This window comes from Pannonibacter carbonis (genome assembly GCF_003012935.1).
In the GTDB taxonomy this organism is placed as follows: domain Bacteria; phylum Pseudomonadota; class Alphaproteobacteria; order Rhizobiales; family Stappiaceae; genus Pannonibacter; species Pannonibacter carbonis.
Map to the genome: position 1 here is coordinate 376,570 of NZ_PUDR01000004.1, position 16,485 is coordinate 393,054.

Consider the following 16,485-nt stretch of genomic DNA (forward strand, 5'->3'; position numbering starts at 1 on the left):
TTAGACCCCACCTTTGGCGATGCCCACCATCGCCTGGCCTTGCGACCACCCTTACCCGACGTTACAGCCCGGCAAGGGTTTTTTCCCGTCAACTTACGGACTTGTCACAGATTTTCTGCCAAGTTCCTTATCCGCTGCTTTATACGTCTTTTCGCAGTGCGGCAAGCAAAGCTCGTTTGTTAACCAACCCTTCATTGCTGTCTGCATCGTTTGAAACGATTGCGGGCCGGACTTGACGGCACCGCGCCCTCAATGTCAGACAGTCGAGCATGAAACTTCTCAAAAGCGTCTGCGTCTATTGTGGCTCGAGCAATGGTCGAAATCCGGCCTATATCGAAGCTGCCCGTCAGTTCGGCACAGCTCTGGCTGCTGCCGAGGTGAATTGCGTCTATGGTGGCGGCTCTATCGGCCTCATGGGGACCGTTGCGCATTCCACCCTTGAGGCTGGTGGCCACGTCACGGGTATCATCCCGCAGTTTCTCGAACAGCGCGAAGTCATGCTGCGCGACGTGACTGACCTTATCGTTACTGACGACATGCATGAGCGCAAGCGCCTGATGTTTGAAAAGTCGGACGCCTTTGTCGCCCTGCCCGGCGGCATTGGCACGCTTGAAGAGGTCGTCGAGATGATGACCTGGGCGCAGCTCGGTCAGCATCGCAAGCCAATCCTGCTGGCCAACATTGACGGTTTCTGGTCGCCCCTGCTTGAGCTTATGGATCATATGCGCGCAGAAGCGTTCATTCGCCCGGAGACCGAGGTTCCCTATCTGGTCGCCGAGCGGATCGAAGATATACTGCCTATGCTCGAAGCTGCGGTGGCTGCTGCCTCTGGTACCAACCAGGATGTTTCGGTCGCGCATCTCTAGATCTTGTTCCGGGCAAAGCGGATCCCTGATCCCTCCGTGCGCACTAGCGCCGGTTGACGCGCGCGCTGCCCTTGTGGCATCGCATCTCACGATCCTGTCATTTTTCACATGAAACTTGATTCCGCTGCGTCAGATACTAACGCTTTCTTCGTGATTTGCGCGCAATTTTCTTGGACAAATCAGGAGCATCAGGAACGCGGATGCAGACGATCCTCCTTGTTGAGGATGCTTCCTTCTTCGAGAAGGCGGCCCTCAAGAAGCTGACCGAAATCGGCGAACATCAGGTGCTGGTTGCCCGTGACTATGCCGAAGCAAAGGATATCCTTGCCTCGAACGCACAGAGGCCGGACCTTGCCCTTGTCGACCTCACGCTGCCGGATGCGCCGGACGGCGAGATCGTTGATCTTTGCATTGGCCACGATATTCCGACCGTGGTTTTCACCAGCCGGTTCGAGCCACGCCTTCGTGCAGCCATGCGCCAGAAGGGAGTCCTTGACTATGTGGTCAAGGACAGCCCATCGAGCCTTGAATATCTCGGTGAGCTGGTCCAGCGTCTTGGCCGGAACCCGTCGATCGGGGTTCTGGTCATTGATGACGCGTCCGTTGAACGCGCGATACTGGCCGAAACCCTGTCGCGCCATCGCTACAAGGTCTATCAGGCCCGCTCTTCCCATGAGGGGCTCGATCTTCTGGCCAACAATCTGGACATCAAGCTCGTCCTGGTTGACTATTTCATGCCGGACGAAGATGGTTTTGCTTTCCTGAAGACGGTGCGTCGCAAGTACGGTCGCGAGAAGCTGGCCGTTCTTGGCATGTCCGGCCTTGAGGATACGGAGAACCGCATCCGTTTCCTGAAATATGGTGCGAGCGATTTTCTGCAGAAAAGCTGCCCGCCGGAAGAATTGCTTCTGCGCATCTCGCAAAACCTTGACGTGATTGACCGTTTTGCAACGCTTTCGGACCGTAGCCTTCGCGACACGCTGACCGGTCTCTACAACCGCCGATATCTCTTTGGCGAAGGCGTGCGACGCTGCGAAGTAGCAGCCCAGCAACAGCAGCCGGTATGGCTTGCCCTGATCGATGTCGACGAATTCAAATCGATCAACGACAGCCGAGGTCATGGTGCTGGCGATGAGGCCTTGCTGCTGCTCGCCAGTGAGTTAAACCGCTTGACCGTTGAGAACGGATTTGCCGTGCGTATTGGCGGGGACGAGTTCTGCGCCGTCGTTGGCAGTTCCAGCGAAGCGGAGGCGCGTGGGCTCATCGAAAGGTTCCGGGTTCAACTACAAAACCGCGATGTGATCCGCGACGATCAAAACTTTCGCATCACCGTCAGTATCGGCCTCGCCCGTGTCCACGGCAGCGATGTGTCGGAGGCGCTGCGGATTGCCGATACCTATCTCTATTCCGCCAAGAGTGCTGGCCGCAATCGTCTCGTCGCGTCTTAACGCCCCGCCGTTTGTGGACACCAAAAAGCCCGCCGGAGCGGGCTTTTTGCTTTAATCTTCGGCAGCCCTCAGATGGAGCGGACTTCCTCGACTTCCGGCACAAAGTGCCGCAGCAGGTTCTGGATGCCGTGCTTGAGGGTGGCTGTCGACGACGGGCAACCGGCGCAAGCGCCGCGCATCGACAGATAGACGATGCCTTCCTTGAAGCCCTTGAACGTGATGTCGCCGCCGTCCTGCGCCACGGCTGGACGGACACGCGTCTCGATCAGGTCCTTGATGACCGTTACGGTTTCCGCGTCGCCGGCCTCGAAAAACTCCTCGCCGTCTCCCTCTTCGGTTCCAGCTGACGCCAGCATGACCGGCTGGCCGGACATGAACTGTTCCATGATCGCACCGAGAATGGCAGGCTTCATGTGCTGCCAGTCGGTGTCGTCCTTGGTGACAGTAATGAAGTCATGGCCGAAGAAGATGGCCTGCACGCCTGGCACTGCGAACAAGGTCTGGGCCAGAGGCGACATTGCCGCTTCATCCGCAGAACGGAAATCACGGGTGCCTTCCGGTAGGACCACACGGCCGGGAAGAAACTTCAGGGTCGCCGGGTTCGGCGTCGCCTCGGTCTGGATGAACATCGGTGTTGTCCTCAGTCGAACGTTCGGGGCAGCGCTCAATCGACTGGCGGTGGCTGGTCGGAAAAGCCCCAGGTTGGAATTCTTGTAAACTAGATAGACCACCGAGGCCAGAGGTCAAGCCGGAGTCTGGCAGATAGCTCAGGCCAGAGCTGCGATGGCGTCATCATCAAGGTTGCCGGGTACAATCGTGATCGGGATCGGGAAATGCCCGGCTGCCTTGCCGGCAATCTGGGTCACCAGCGGGCCGGGTCCATCAGAACTGAGCCCGGCGGCCAACACCAGAATTGCGATATCCGCGTCCGACTCAATAAGCGTTACGATCTCGTCGGACATGTTGCCCTCGCGGATCACCAGTTCCGGTTCGGTTCTTGCGACCGACCGTACCCGATCCGAGGCCTTGGCCAGGGTCGTTTCGGCTAGCTCCTGAGCTTCGGCGCGCATGATGTCCTCGACGCCCAGCCAGTGCTGGAAATCGCCGGGGGCGATCACGAACAAAAGCACGACCACGCCGCCCGTGCGGGCAGCGCGCTTGGCGGCATAGACAATCGCGCGATCACATTCCGGCGTGTCGTCAACGACAACCAGGAATTTGCGGCGGTGTCCCTCTTCAAAACTTTTGCGTACAGCGACCATGCGCGCATGCTGCCATTGCCGGGGCGTTGCCGCAAGCGGGGCAACTCGCCGCGCCTCAGATCTCCGGCCCGCTCCACAGGTCACTGGTGGCCTTCTGTTTCGGATTGCGCGCCTCGGCCACATGGGCCGTATGCGGATCCAGGGTGCAGAAGGCCTGATACTGGGTGAGGAACACCTCACCGGTCAGATGTTCAAGGAAATCCGTCTGTTGCAACCGGTCCATCACCGGGCCCTTGACCTCCGACAGATGGAACTTGACGCCGGAATCCTTCAGCCTCCGGTTCAGCTCCTCCAGCGTCTCGAAGGCACTGGCGTCGATGACATTCACCGCCGGACACATCAGCACCACATGCGAAATGCTCGGGCGTTCGGCCACAAGTTCCAGGATGCGATCCTCCAGAAAGCGGCTGTTGGCGAAGTAAAGGCTCTCGTCAACACGCACGCTCAGCACCTTCGTGCCGGTCAGCACCCGGTGGCGCTGCACATTGCGGAAATGTTCGGTGCCAGGAACAATGCCGACGACAGCCATGTGTGGGCGGCTGGTCCGGAACAGATACAACAGCACGGACAGGACGACGCCCGACGTGATCCCCGCCTCCACGCCGATGCCGAGGGTCACCAGGATTGTCGCAGCCATCGCGGTGAAGTCGCTCTTGGAGTAGACCCAAGTGCGCTTCAGCGCCTTGAAATCCACCAGCGACAGCACCGCCACAATGATTGTCCCTGCCAGTGTCGCCTGCGGCAGGTTGGCCAGCAGCGGCGTCAGGAACAGGGTCGCCAGTGCAATGCCGACAGCCGTATAGGCACCGGCCGCCGGCGTTTCGGCCCCGGCATCAAAGTTCACCACGGAGCGGGCAAACCCGCCGGTCACCGGATAGCCGCCGGAGACGGCCGCGGCAATGTTGGAGGCCCCGAGCCCGATCAGTTCCTGATCCGGCACGATCCGCTGCCGCTTCTTGGCCGCCAGCGTCTGCGCCACCGACACCGATTCCACGAAACCGACGACCGAGATCAGCAGCGCCGGGCCGGCCAGATCCAGCCAGAGCTTCGCATCGAAGGGCGGCAGGGTCGGCATTGGCAGCCCGGTCGGGATGTCGCCGACGAGCTTCACGCCCTGGTCACCGAGATGAAACACCGTCGCTGCCACCGTCGTTGCAGCAACGGCGGCCACCGGCCCGGCCTTGGCCAGGCTGTCGGCAAGGCGTGGCCGCAGACCGAAGGAAATCAGCAAGGGCTTCAGTCCCTTGCGCACCCAGAACAGGAATGCCGTCGCGCTGACGCCGATGACGAGGGTGATCAGGTTGATCTCGCCGAGCCGCGACAGCACCGAGCCCATGATCTCGACCATCGTGTGCCCGCCGCCGCCAATGCCGAGCACATGCTTCAGCTGGCTGGCGGCGATCAGCAGGCCCGAGGCCGTGATGAAGCCGGAGATGACCGGATGCGACAGGAGGCTGGCCAGAAAGCCGAGCCGGAACAGGCCCATGACCACCAGCATCAGGCCGGACAGGAAGGCGAGCGCGATGGCCGCGCCGAGATATTCGGCCGTGCCCTGCGCCGCCAGTTCGCCGACCGCCGAGGCGGTCATCAGGGAGACGACCGCCACGGGGCCCACCGCGAGCGCCCGGCTCGTGCCAAAGATCGCATAGGCGACCAGCGGCAGGATCGAGGCATAGAGCCCGATTTCCGGCGGCAACCCGGCCAGCAGCGCATAGGCGAGCGACTGCGGGATCAGCATGATCGTCACGATCACAGCAGCGATGAGATCATTCGTCGCCGTGTCGCGGGTGTAGGTGGAGCCCCAGTCGAGGATGGGGAAATAGCGCTTCAGGTTCATCTGGCCCAGCCATCCGTCGCGGGGCTTTGCGCCCGCTGCCTGCTCGGCATCAGGTTCCCGGAGCCGCCATCCCGTCCATGGCATGCGGCTCCGGGTTCCCTCGCCCCGGTCCTTTTGAAAGAACGATCCTCTTCAGGCCTTGGCGCCTGTGACGGTGCCATCCCCGGTTGCGGATCGCAAGGCCGCCGGAGAGCTGACTGGCTCAGAGTCCGTTGATCGGCACCTTGAGATAAGTCTTGCCGCTGTCGTCGGCCGGCGGAAGCTGGCCTGCGCGCATGTTCACCTGCAGCGACGGGATGATCAGCTTCGGCATGTCGAGGGTCGCGTCGCGAGCGGTACGGAAGGCGATAAACTCCTCGCGGCTCTTGCCGCTGCCGACATGGATGTTGTGCACCTTCTCCGCCCCGACGGTGGTCTCCCACTGGATGTCTCGGCCATTCGGGCCGTAGTCATGGCACATGAACAGGCGCATGTCGTCCGGCAGAGCGAGAACCTTCTGGATCGAGTCATACAGAACACCCGCATCGCCGCCGGGGAAGTCGGCACGGGCCGAACCGCCATCGGGCATGAACAGTGTGTCGCCAACGAAGGCTGCATTCCCGACCACATGGGTCATGCAGGCCGGTGTATGGCCCGGCGTATACATAACGAAACACGCCATGCTCCCGATCCGGTAAATATCGCCATCGGCAAACAGTTTGTCGAACTGGCTGCCATCGCGCTGGAACTCGGTGCCTTCATTGAAGATCTTGCCGAACGTTTCCTGCACGACGGTGATCTTGTCACCTATGCCCAGCTTGCCGCCGAGCTTGCCCTGGATATAGGGCGCGCCGGACAGATGGTCGGCATGGACATGCGTCTCGATCAGCCATTCCAGCTTGAGCCCGTTGCTCTCGATGAAGGCAACGATCTTGTCCGCAGAGTCGTAAGTGATGCGGCCGGCGGCGTAGTCGATGTCCATCACACTGTCGATGACAGCGCAGGACGTCGATGCCGGATCCTTCACCACATAGCTGATCGTGTTCGTGGCCGGATCAAAGAATGCGGTCACCTCGGGCTTCACGGACATGTCGACAGGATAGGACAACGCGCTCATCAGGTGCTCCATTCGGGCTCCAGTGGATCAAGTGCCACTGGCGGGTTCCGTTTCGGATGACCAGCGGCCGCAGCCGCTGGCTGTTGCTGTTACTCGCCGGGGGCCAGCTTCTGGCGGGCCTGCAGGCTGGCCAGAACACGCGCGGCCATCATGCCGGCAAGAATGGCTGCAAAGGCGATCCAGGGTGCGCTGTCGCCAATGCCCAGCGCCGGAACCAGGCCACCCGGGCAGAAGCCGGACAGGCCCCAGCCGATACCGAAGACGGCGGAGCCACCCACCAGCTTGACGTCGATGTCCTTGCGCGTCGGCACGAGGAAGCGCGGTGCAAACAGCGGCTGGGCCGAGCGGAACACGAGGCGATAGCCAATGGCCGTCACCACCAGCGCGCCGCCCATGACAAAGGCGAGGCTGGGATCCCATGTCCCGGCGATATCGAAGAAATTCAGAACCTTGGCCGGATTAGCCATGCCGGAGAGCATGATACCGAGACCAAAGACAAGGCCGATGAGGACAGCAGATACAAACCGCATTGCTTAGCCTCCGAACACATGGCGCACGAGGAAGACAGTGACGCCGCCGGTCGCCATGAAGCTGAGCGTCGCAACGATGGAGCGCGGCGACAGGCGGGAAATACCGCAGACGCCATGTCCACTGGTGCAGCCGGAGCCATAGGTCGCGCCGATGCCGACAAGGAAGCCGCCGATGACCAGGGCAGTGGTCGAAACCGGCACCTCGATCTGCGGCATGGTGCCGGTGACCACCATCATGGCGACAGGTGCGGCGATCATGCCGGCCAGGAAGGCAATTCGCCAGCCCCAGTCGGTGTCACCGGAGCCAGGCAGGAAGGCACCAAGGATGCCGGTAATGCCGGCGATGCGGCCATGGGTGGCCATCAATGCAACAGCCGCAAGGCCAATCAATGCGCCGCCTGCCAATGACAGGATCGGCGTGAACTCGGTAGGCATGTTCGAACCCCTCTTCGCATGCAGAGGCTGGCCCGAAAGCAAGCCCCTCTAGTTCCGAATATATGAAATCAGACCGCCTGCGCCAAGTCTTATTTTCAATAAAGCGAAACTATTCGATGCCAGGTGCCAGATCCGGCACCAATACGGTCTGGGTGCCGTCCTCCCGGGTGCGCACCGCCGCACCGGGGAGTGCTGTGACAGGATTGTCCGCGAGAGCTGGAGCCGGCAGGTCAATCATCGTGCTGGAGAACTCGCCGAGGGGATGCAGGATTTCCTCGCGCAGCAGACCGCCGGCATAGAGCGGCAACGTCCTGCCACTTGCGTCAACAAGATAGCTCGTCGGCCAGAACCGCAGCACCCAGCGCTTGCCACCCAAACCGCCGTTAGGGTCGTCGCGCATCAGCGCAAGCGCTGCATAGCGGCCATTGTGGGTCCGTGGCAGGGTCGGAAGTTCATCCGGCGTTGTCTTGCCTTCAACAAAGCCGGTGGCCGACTTGACGGACCAGTCCGGCGGACGCCTCCAGCCGTCGGCTTCCAGCCGCCGCGCGAGGGCGTCAAGGGTGCCAGCATACTGGATCACGAGCGGTTCGTTGAACTCACCCCCAAGCCCGATACGACGACCGGCCACCCGGGTCCAGCCATCGGACATCCAGGCGTCCTGCGTGAGTATTTCCTCACGCGCCACCGGACTGTAGACGACCAGCGCATCCGGCAGGTTCCGGCTGATATGCCAGGCGCCAATGCCGGCAAGCGAAACGGCGACAAACCCGGACAACACACCGCGACCGATTTTCTCGTTGTGAATCGAGCCGAAAACAAACGCAAACACTGACACCATTGCCGTGCCGAACAGCAGCCCGGCGACCACGTCCGTGGTCCAGTGGACGCCGAGATAGATGCGGGAGAAGCCCATCGTCAGGACAAAGATTGCCGTAATGGTGAAGACGCCAGCCTTGACCCAGGCCGAGCGGTCATGAGCGACGAGCACAGCCACGATACCGAACAGGACCGTGGTGAGCGTCGCATGACCGGAAGGAAAGGAGTAGGCATGCACCCCCTCGGCCAGATCCATCGGCCTTTCGCGCAGCACGATGGCTTTCATCAGCGGCACGAACAGCGCCGCACCGGTCATCGAGATCAGAAAGCCGGTGGCGCGTCGCCAGGCCTTGCGCAGGAACAGATAGCCAGCAACCACGAGGGTGAGCAGGAAGATGATAAACCCGTCTCCCAGCATGGTGACCGGCACGAGGATACGGTCTCCAATGGGCGTGCGCAGCGTGTCGAACAGGTTGCGGATCGCTATATCCGCCTGGACGAGGCTCTCGCCAGGGCCCACCTCACTGATCAGCCAGAAAAACATCGGCATGGTGACGAGCAGCACCGCAACCGATGCCAGCATGCCAACCGAGCGCGGATGTTCCGGATCAAAGGTGCGCGCCACCCACTGGGAGAGCCTGTCCGGGCGGCGGGCAAACCAGCCAACCACAACCGCATGGGTCCCGGGAAACAGGGGCATCACGATCTGGATCAGCCAGCGACCCAGCATGATGATGACGAACAGGATGACGCAAAGCCCACCCAGCACCGCCGCCAGACGTCCTGAGACCTCGCCAATGGCGCTGAGCACGGTTCCGGCCAGGAAGCCGGGGCCCAGATGCACGATCGACCAGGCGATGGCCGAGGTCACATTGACGAAAGTGAAGTACCAGAAATTCATGCCAACCATGCCGGCGATGCCTGGCACGACGGATTTCACGCCCGGCACAAAGCGGCCGATGAAGATGCTCTTGCCGCCATGCAGCCGGAAGAAGGCTTCTCCTTGCGCCATCAGGGCCGGATAGCGCGACAAGGGCCACAGCCCGCGCAACTTTTCCTTGTAGATACAGCCAACCCAATAGGATGCTGCATCACCCGCAATGGCACCCATGGTCGTCCAGATGAAGATGGACCAGGGGTCGAGCTTGCCGAGACCCACAAGAGCGCCTGCCCCCACCAGAACTACGGTGCTGGGTACGAACAGTCCAACGATGAACAGCGCCTCGCCCATCGCGATCAGGAAAACGATGATTCCCGCCAGGTCCGGATTATCGCCCAGAAACGTCACGATCTGGTTCAGGTACTCTGTCAAGTCGCGTGTCCGTGCAAGGGCTGGGCGCAAGGTCCTCCGTCCCTCGCCCTGTTGGACGCGGAACGTTGCCGCCGCGATTCAGTCGCTGCCTGCATATAGGCAGCCTTCTGGGGGCTCAACAGGTATCTAGCACGCGAAGGTTTCACGATTGCCAATGCCGACAGTGGCAGGGCCGCGCGATGATCGAATACCCAGCCGGACCTCGGCGTTGTCGGACCGGTTCAGCTGGCGAGGGCAGGCAGCCGGGCGGCCATGGGATCCTGCAGGATCCGGTCAATGCACAACCGGATGCGCCTGAAATACTCCGAACAAACGGCAAGACTGTCATTGCGCTCGCCGTTGCCTGCAATGTCCCAGAGCGTCTGACGCGGCGCGCCACGCCAGAGCGGCTGCTGCGATCCTGTCACCGATGCGGACAAGGCGACGATCCGGTCAGGCTGCGGTGCATGAGGCAACAAAAAGATGTCCCAGCTCTTCGGCATGAGCCCTGTTCCAGCCAGTCCCTGATCCGACAGAAGACGCGGAACCGCCGGATGGAGATTGACACGCGGCATCGGAGCTGCCGAGAACGCCCGCAGCCGATGTCCGCCAATGGCGTTCAGATAGGCTTCAGCGAGGGGCCCCAGCAGGGCATTGTCAGGGCAGACAAACAGAACGGTGGCAGTGCTCATGCAGCGCCTCTCGATTCGGAAACTTTCCGGCGCGGCCTGTCTAGAATTGTCCGGCAACGCCCATGTGACAAAAAGCTGACGCTACGGTGCTTTCTACAGGAATGAGTCGAAAATCACGGATTTTAAATGTCATAAATTTCGAATATACGAAAACAATCTAAAACTGGAGAATGGCGACATGTCGACAGAAGACCACATCGGAACTGCAATTCTGCAAACCCTTACCGTCGAGGAGGCGCGGGCGCTTTATGACGGCAACGAGATTGTCCTGATCGACGTCCGGACGCCGGGCGAGTACGCCTATGAGCATGTCGCCGGCGCATTGCTGGCGCCCGTGTCCGGGTTTGATCCGGCCCGCCTGCCGACCGGCGGGCCACGGCCGCTGGTGCTGATGTGCGGCTCGGGCGTTCGTTCACGGCTGATGGCCGAGCGCTGCATCGAAGCCGGTTTCGATCGGATCACCCATGTCACCGGCGGCTTCACCGCCTGGAAAGCGGCCGGCTACGGCTATCTCGGCACCGATACGGCCACAGGCGCCCACATCCCGCGCCCGTGAAATGACAACGGCTTCCGGTTTCGGCCGGAAGCCGCCTCCGGCTCATATCAGCCCGGCCATCCGGGCTCCGGTCCAGATATCCTCAGCCAGGTGATGGGCAAACTGACCTTCGGACGGCAGCAGGTCCGGCACCTGCACGACGACCATACCGGCAAGCATCGCCGCTTCCGCCCCTGTCTCGCTGTCTTCAAATGCAATGCAGCGGCCCGGATCCACACCCAGCAATTCGGCTGCATGCAGGTAAGGATCAGGCGCCGGCTTGCGCCGCGCCACATCCTCGAAACACACCACCGATGCAAACTGCCTCTCAAGTCCGGCCCACTTCAGCTTGGTCCGGGCGCTGTCGCGCCGGCTTGAGGTCGCGATGGCGCGCGGCAGTCCCGTGGTGTCCAGATGCTCCAACAGCTCGGTCACGCGCGGGCGCAACGGAATGCCTTCCTCTGTAAAGATGCGCTGGCACTCGTCGCCCCAGGCCGGCATGAAGGCGTTCACCGCCTCTTCACCCAGATGGTCAACCAGAATGAGCCGGCTGGCGGCATCATCCTTGCCGACCAGCAGGTGGAACAGGTGCTCCTCAGCCGTCCGCCCTAGCGACCTGAGCGCGCTCATGCCGCCGCGCACCGAAACGGATTCGGTGGAAAGCAGGGTTCCGTCGAGGTCGAAGATCACCGCGTCATACATGCCGTTCGCCTTGCTGCCCCCATGGGTGGGGAGGCCGGCAGGGCAAACGGCAGCCGAGACCTGCGTTGCGTCTGTCAGCCCTGGGGGGCGGAGGGTGCGAAGGCGTCAAAGGCCGCCAGCGCTTCGGCACCATAAATCATGGACGGCCCACCTCCCATGTAGACTGCAACGCCGATGGTCTCCAGTATTTCTTCCCGGCTGGCGCCATATTTCGCCGCCGCCTTGGCATGATAAGCGAGGCAACCATCGCAGCGCGCGGTGATGCCGATGGCCAGCGCGATCAGTTCCTTGGTCTTGGAATCCAGCGCCCCTGCACCAATAGCCGCGCGGGCCGTCTCGCCGAAGCCCTTGGCAACGCCCGGAATGCCGGCCCTCAATGTGGCCATCCGGCTATCGGTTTCGGAAATGAAGCTCTGCCAGTCACTCACGGACATATCGCCATCCTTCTGTCTTGAGCGGCGGCTCTGCCGCCTCTTCAGGATTGCTAGCAGGTTCAGATCACAGCCGGGTTGACCTGTCGCAAAGCGGAGATATCCCCGGGCCGGGAGTTCTCGTCCGCACGGGACGAGAAACTGCATCCAAAGGGGAAGGTTCAAGCTTCAAAGAGCCAGCCACAGAAGCCAATTCCGGAGCGCAGCGGCCGCAGCAAACTCAAGTCCGCCAGCTCAAACCGGTCCCTCCGTCCGTATCCAAGCAAGCCCCAGTGCTTCGGGAGTCCTGCTGCACCACGGCTTGCCAGAACACAACTATACCGGCTGCGGGCCTTCATAACCCTCGATGACGATGATGTCGGCGATGCCTGCCTGATCGCGCAGCGACTTGGCATGGGCATATCCCGGCGACTGATAGCAGGCCAGAGCGGCTTCATAGCTCGGAAACTCGATCACCACATTGCGAGCCCGGGCCTCTCCTTCAACGCATTCGAACTGTCCGCCACGCACGAGGAAGCGCGCGCCATAAGCCGCAAAAGGCTCGGCATTGGCCGCGACATAGGCCTTGTAGGCTTCCTGATCCGTTACATCGACCCGTCCGATCCAGTAACCTTTCGCCATTCCGCTGTCCTTTCCGTTTGCCGGGATCCCGATGCGGGCAGCGCCGCCAACCTCGACTTTTTCGCCTGTTCTGGCAACCGGCACAACCGTTTCGGGTCCTTCTGACCGCGCCCGGTGAGCCAAACAACGTCTGGACTTCAGCCCCCCTCAATGCCGAGACGGCTCAAGCCATGCAGTGCTGCCCTTCGAACAACCACCATGGCTTAACGCCGCCTTAAAACCCGGCTTCTATTTTGAATGACAGGCCGCAGAACAATTTGTGCGCGCGGTTGCCAGCGTTGCCGGGAGATCATGGCGCAGAAGCGCAAAAGTGGACCTCGAATCGAGCCGATATTCGACGGTGGTGATGCAGCCTTCCTGGACCTGCGTCCCACGTCGCGTGATCGGGTGAGCACTTCTGTGCCCGCATCCGGCAAACGCCGCAGGCAGAGGCCGGACCAACCTGACGAGGAGGAGATGTCCCCGTCGGGCCGCGGCCGGCCAAAACGCTCCGCTCCGCGCGGCGGCGGCTCCGGCAAGCCCAGACGGAAACGACGCGGTTTTCTTGGCAGGCTGGTCCGGCGTACGCTTTACTGGGGTTTCGTGCTGTCGATCTGGGGCGTGATCGCGGCTGTCGGCATTCTTGGCTACTATGCGGCGCACCTACCCCCGACATCCGAATGGCATGTCCCTGAACGACCGCCAAATGTGAAGATCGTTGCGGCCAACGGCGAGTTGCTTGCCAATCGCGGTGACACGGGCGGCGAGGCCGTGCGGCTGGAACAATTGCCCCCGTATCTGCCGCAGGCGGTGATCGCTATCGAGGATCGACGCTTCTACAGCCATTTCGGCCTTGATCCGATCGGTTTCGCCCGGGCGATGGCGGTCAATGTGTCTTCCGGACGGCTGGTGCAGGGCGGGTCGACCTTGACCCAGCAGTTGGCCAAGAACCTGTTCCTGGAACCGGACCGTACACTTGGCCGCAAGGTCCAGGAGTTGGTTCTCGCGCTGTGGCTTGAAGCGACCTATTCCAAGGACGAAATCCTGGAGATGTACCTGAACCGGGTCTATCTCGGTGCCGGCGCCTATGGCGTCGACGCGGCCGCGCGACGTTATTTCGGCAAGTCGGCGCGCATGATCACGCTTGCCGAGGCCGCGACACTGGCCGGCCTCTTGAAGGCACCATCGCGCTATGCACCGACACGCAATCCCAAACTGGCGGCAGACCGGGCCCAGGTGGTTCTGGCCGCAATGCATGATGCTGGCTTTATTGAAGCGGGAACCGCACGCAAGGCCATAAACGAACCAGCCGTGGTGGTTTCGATCCAGAACAGCTCCAGCGCCAATTATGTTGCCGACTGGGTGATGGACATGCTGCCGCAATATGTCGGCGCCATCGATGCGGACATCGTCGTCGATACGACGATCGACGGCAGTATGCAGGAGGCTGCCGAACTGGCCTTGCGCGGCAATCTTGCCGCACAAGGCCAGACGCTTGGGGTGCGGCAGGGTGCCGTTGTCATTCTGGATACGGCAGGCGCCGTCAAGGCGCTGGTCGGTGGCGCCGACTACAGCCAGAGCCAGTTCAACCGGGCTGTTGCTGCGCGGCGTCAGCCGGGTTCCGCATTCAAGCCCTTTGTCTTCCTCGCCGCACTTGAAGCCGGCCTGACACCCGACACTGTCCGGCGCGACCAGCCGTTCACCGTCAAGGGATGGTCGCCGCAGAACTACACCAAGAAGTTCTATGGCGACGTCACCCTGACGCAAGCGCTGGCCATGTCGCTCAACACCGTTGCAGCCAGGTTGATGTCCGAACTTGGACCGAAAGCAGTGATCCGCACGGCGCGGCGGATGGGCATTTCATCGCCTATGGCCGCGAACCTGTCGCTTTCGCTCGGCACGTCTGAGGTCACACCGCTGGAACTGACGGCTGCATTCGTCCCCTTGTCGAATGGCGGCTATGGCGTTGTGCCACATGTGATCAAGCGGATCCGCACGACGGAAGGACGGACGCTGTATGCGCGCCAGGGTAATGGTCCGGGCAAGATCATCAGTCCAGTTCATCTGGCGCAGATGAACCATATGCTGGCGCAGACATTGATCACCGGGACGGGCAAGAAGGCGGTGCTGTTCGACAAGCGCCCCGCCGCAGGCAAGACCGGCACCAGCCAGGATTTCCGCGACGGCTGGTTCATCGGCTACACTGCCAATCTCACGGCCACCGTCTGGCTTGGCAATGATGACAATAGCCCGACAAAGAAAGCGACAGGTGGCTCACTGCCTGCCGATATCTGGCGCGAAACCATGGAGGCAGCGCATCTCGGCCTACCTGTGGCCCCGCTTCCTGGTGTCGCCGCGCAGATGATCCTCGAAGCCGGACCTGCCCCAAGCGACGATGCACCGCTGCCACCGGCAGATGTTGGCTCAGGCAGTCAGCTGGTTCCGCCGCAGGAAGGGGCACCGGGCCCTCTCAACCTGATCGAACGCATCTTCGGAAACTGATCCCCGAGACCAGCTACCCTGGCTGTCAGCCGTAGGTGTGCAGTCCCGCACCATGCTGCCGCAACCACTCGCGGGCAGTCGGTGTCTGCGGGGCAAGACGCCGGCAGACAGCCCAGAAGCGATCCGAGTGGTTCATCTCGACCAGATGGGCAACCTCGTGGGCGGCAACGTAGTCCAGGATTTCAGGCGGCGCGAGGATCAGCCGCCAGGAAAACGAGAGCCGGCCATTCGCAGCGCAGGAGCCCCAGCGGCTGCGGGTATCCCGCAGGGAAATCGCCGTGGCCTGACGGCCGACTGTGGCACAGTGGCGATCAACAGCCTGCACAAGATCATCGCGTGCCTGACGGCGCAGCCAGTCTGTGACCTTTCGACTGGCGTGGGCAGCATCGCCTGGAACGTGCAGCTGCGGGCCGTCCGGCGCGGCAACGCAGGTGACCGGCCCGCGCAGGCGCCCCGTGGCGACAATCCGGTGCAGCACACCGCGAACAGGGATCTCAGCATCTGCCGCAAAAGGGGTGACGGCAGGGCGTGCCGACAACTGGCTTTCCAGCCAGCCCCTGTTGCGGGCAACGAAGTCGAGGGCAGTTTCCAGCGAGCCTCCGCGTGGAATGGTCAGGACAGGCTCTGGGGCATTTGTCGGCAACCGCAACAGATAACGGCGGGCCCGCGGATCCTGGCGCAGCCGGATGCTGACCTCGCCACTGGTCAGGGCGAGCATGACGGCTTCAGGCAGTTTCACACGGCGGGAACGGAACAGCATCGGCGCCCAAGGAATCGAAACGGAACCCAAGCGTAGTACGGGATTGTGACCGTCGGGACCAGCGTTGAGAGAACCTTGGGCTGTCTGGCGAACGCAAGTTCGAGTGCCAACTGCCTTCAAGGTCCAGAACGACGAAAGCGGCGCTGTGGGCGCCGCTTCCGGTCGGGTCCAGGATCAGTCTGCAGGTCAGCCCTGATGCAGGTCTGCCGGAGTGCGGTTGGCCCGGGTTGCCATGAAGCGATCAAACTCTTCCTGGTCCTTGGCGCGGCGCAGTTCGCGGAGATAGCTGTCAAAGTCAGCGCGCATTTCGTCCAGCTTCGCCCGTTCGTCCTCGATGCGCTTGATTTCGCGCTCGCGGTAGTCGTCAAAGGCGACGTTGCCGGTGCGGCTGAAGCCGGTGTTCTTGCTCATGTTGCAGAAAGTTCCCTTCATCGGGCTGGCGTTCCACTGGTCCCTGGCATCGCGAGCCATGGACTGGAAGCGGTCGCCCCAGAGAATATAGGCCAACATCGCCAGGCCCAGCGGCCAGAAGACGACGAAACCCAAGACCATCAGGCCGATGGTCACCGGGGACCAGCCCGGGCGGATGACGGAAGTTGCGGTCATGTCTGCTCCCTATCGGTTACCTCAACAGCGAATCACGTGGGGGGTCGAGGCCGCCTGTTCAAGAGCTGTTACAAAC

17 protein-coding genes are annotated in these 16,485 nt (G+C 61.9%); 4 read left to right on the plus strand and 13 right to left on the minus strand.

Annotated features, from left to right (window positions below; genetic code table 11):
• Positions 1-269: 269 nt before the first annotated feature.
• Together C8348_RS08105 and C8348_RS08110 are read left to right on the plus strand one after the other, a co-directional pair.
• Entirely contained in the window at positions 270-866 is a 597-nt protein-coding gene (locus tag C8348_RS08105) for an LOG family protein (protein ID WP_106752788.1), read from the plus strand.
• 200 nt (positions 867-1,066) lie between these two features.
• Positions 1,067-2,314, plus strand: a complete 1,248-nt coding sequence (locus tag C8348_RS08110) for a GGDEF domain-containing response regulator (protein ID WP_106752789.1) — start codon at positions 1,067-1,069, stop codon at positions 2,312-2,314.
• A gap of 68 nt (positions 2,315-2,382) precedes the next feature.
• On the opposite strand, the gene C8348_RS08115 is transcribed toward C8348_RS08110, so the two are convergent.
• The 8 genes from C8348_RS08115 to C8348_RS08150 form a co-directional block, all read right to left on the minus strand.
• Entirely contained in the window at positions 2,383-2,943 is a 561-nt protein-coding gene (locus C8348_RS08115) for a NifU family protein (RefSeq protein ID WP_106752790.1), read from the minus strand.
• Positions 2,944-3,081: 138 nt separating this feature from the next.
• Positions 3,082-3,576, minus strand: a complete 495-nt coding sequence (locus C8348_RS08120) for a universal stress protein (RefSeq protein WP_106752791.1) — start codon at positions 3,574-3,576, stop codon at positions 3,082-3,084.
• 55 nt (positions 3,577-3,631) lie between these two features.
• Positions 3,632-5,413 carry a SulP family inorganic anion transporter gene (locus tag C8348_RS08125; RefSeq protein WP_106752874.1) on the minus strand — a complete coding sequence of 594 codons (1,782 nt, stop codon included), beginning with the start codon at positions 5,411-5,413 and terminating at the stop codon, positions 3,632-3,634.
• Between the two features lie 202 nt (positions 5,414-5,615).
• Positions 5,616-6,509 (minus strand): MBL fold metallo-hydrolase, encoded by an 894-nt coding sequence (locus C8348_RS08130; RefSeq protein WP_106752875.1) that lies wholly within the window; start codon positions 6,507-6,509, stop codon positions 5,616-5,618.
• Positions 6,510-6,598: 89 nt separating this feature from the next.
• Positions 6,599-7,039 (minus strand): DUF6691 family protein, encoded by a 441-nt coding sequence (locus C8348_RS08135; RefSeq protein WP_106752792.1) that lies wholly within the window; start codon positions 7,037-7,039, stop codon positions 6,599-6,601.
• A 3-nt stretch (positions 7,040-7,042) separates the two neighbouring features.
• Positions 7,043-7,474 (minus strand): YeeE/YedE family protein, encoded by a 432-nt coding sequence (locus C8348_RS08140; protein WP_106752793.1) that lies wholly within the window; start codon positions 7,472-7,474, stop codon positions 7,043-7,045.
• A gap of 109 nt (positions 7,475-7,583) precedes the next feature.
• Positions 7,584-9,602, minus strand: coding sequence for a bifunctional DedA family/phosphatase PAP2 family protein (locus C8348_RS08145; protein ID WP_106752794.1), 2,019 nt, complete (start codon positions 9,600-9,602; stop codon positions 7,584-7,586).
• Between the two features lie 221 nt (positions 9,603-9,823).
• Entirely contained in the window at positions 9,824-10,273 is a 450-nt protein-coding gene (locus C8348_RS08150) for an arsenate-mycothiol transferase ArsC (protein WP_106752795.1), read from the minus strand.
• A 178-nt stretch (positions 10,274-10,451) separates the two neighbouring features.
• On the opposite strand from C8348_RS08150, the gene C8348_RS08155 reads away from it, so the two are divergent.
• Positions 10,452-10,829 (plus strand): rhodanese-like domain-containing protein, encoded by a 378-nt coding sequence (locus tag C8348_RS08155; RefSeq protein ID WP_106752796.1) that lies wholly within the window; start codon positions 10,452-10,454, stop codon positions 10,827-10,829.
• A 42-nt stretch (positions 10,830-10,871) separates the two neighbouring features.
• On the opposite strand, the gene C8348_RS08160 is transcribed toward C8348_RS08155, so the two are convergent.
• The 3 genes from C8348_RS08160 to C8348_RS08170 all read right to left on the minus strand — a co-directional run bounded on the left by C8348_RS08160 (position 10,872) and on the right by C8348_RS08170 (position 12,562).
• Positions 10,872-11,510: an HAD family hydrolase gene (locus C8348_RS08160; RefSeq protein ID WP_106752797.1), complete on the minus strand. Its 639-nt coding sequence runs from the start codon at positions 11,508-11,510 to the stop codon at positions 10,872-10,874.
• 74 nt (positions 11,511-11,584) lie between these two features.
• Entirely contained in the window at positions 11,585-11,944 is a 360-nt protein-coding gene (locus tag C8348_RS08165; protein WP_106752798.1) for a carboxymuconolactone decarboxylase family protein, read from the minus strand.
• Positions 11,945-12,256: 312 nt separating this feature from the next.
• Complete coding sequence (locus C8348_RS08170; protein WP_106752876.1) at positions 12,257-12,562, minus strand: DUF1330 domain-containing protein; 306 nt, start codon at positions 12,560-12,562, stop codon at positions 12,257-12,259.
• 291 nt (positions 12,563-12,853) lie between these two features.
• Between C8348_RS08170 and C8348_RS08175 the strand changes: the two genes are divergently transcribed.
• Positions 12,854-15,043, plus strand: a complete 2,190-nt coding sequence (locus C8348_RS08175; RefSeq protein WP_106752799.1) for a transglycosylase domain-containing protein — start codon at positions 12,854-12,856, stop codon at positions 15,041-15,043.
• A gap of 25 nt (positions 15,044-15,068) precedes the next feature.
• Here the strand turns inward: C8348_RS08175 and C8348_RS08180 are convergent, their stop codons facing one another.
• A complete protein-coding gene (locus tag C8348_RS08180; protein ID WP_106752800.1) occupies positions 15,069-15,803 on the minus strand; it encodes a M48 family metallopeptidase in 735 nt (244 codons plus the stop codon).
• A gap of 186 nt (positions 15,804-15,989) precedes the next feature.
• Entirely contained in the window at positions 15,990-16,409 is a 420-nt protein-coding gene (locus C8348_RS08185; RefSeq protein WP_106752801.1) for a DUF2852 domain-containing protein, read from the minus strand.
• Positions 16,410-16,485 lie beyond the last annotated feature (76 nt).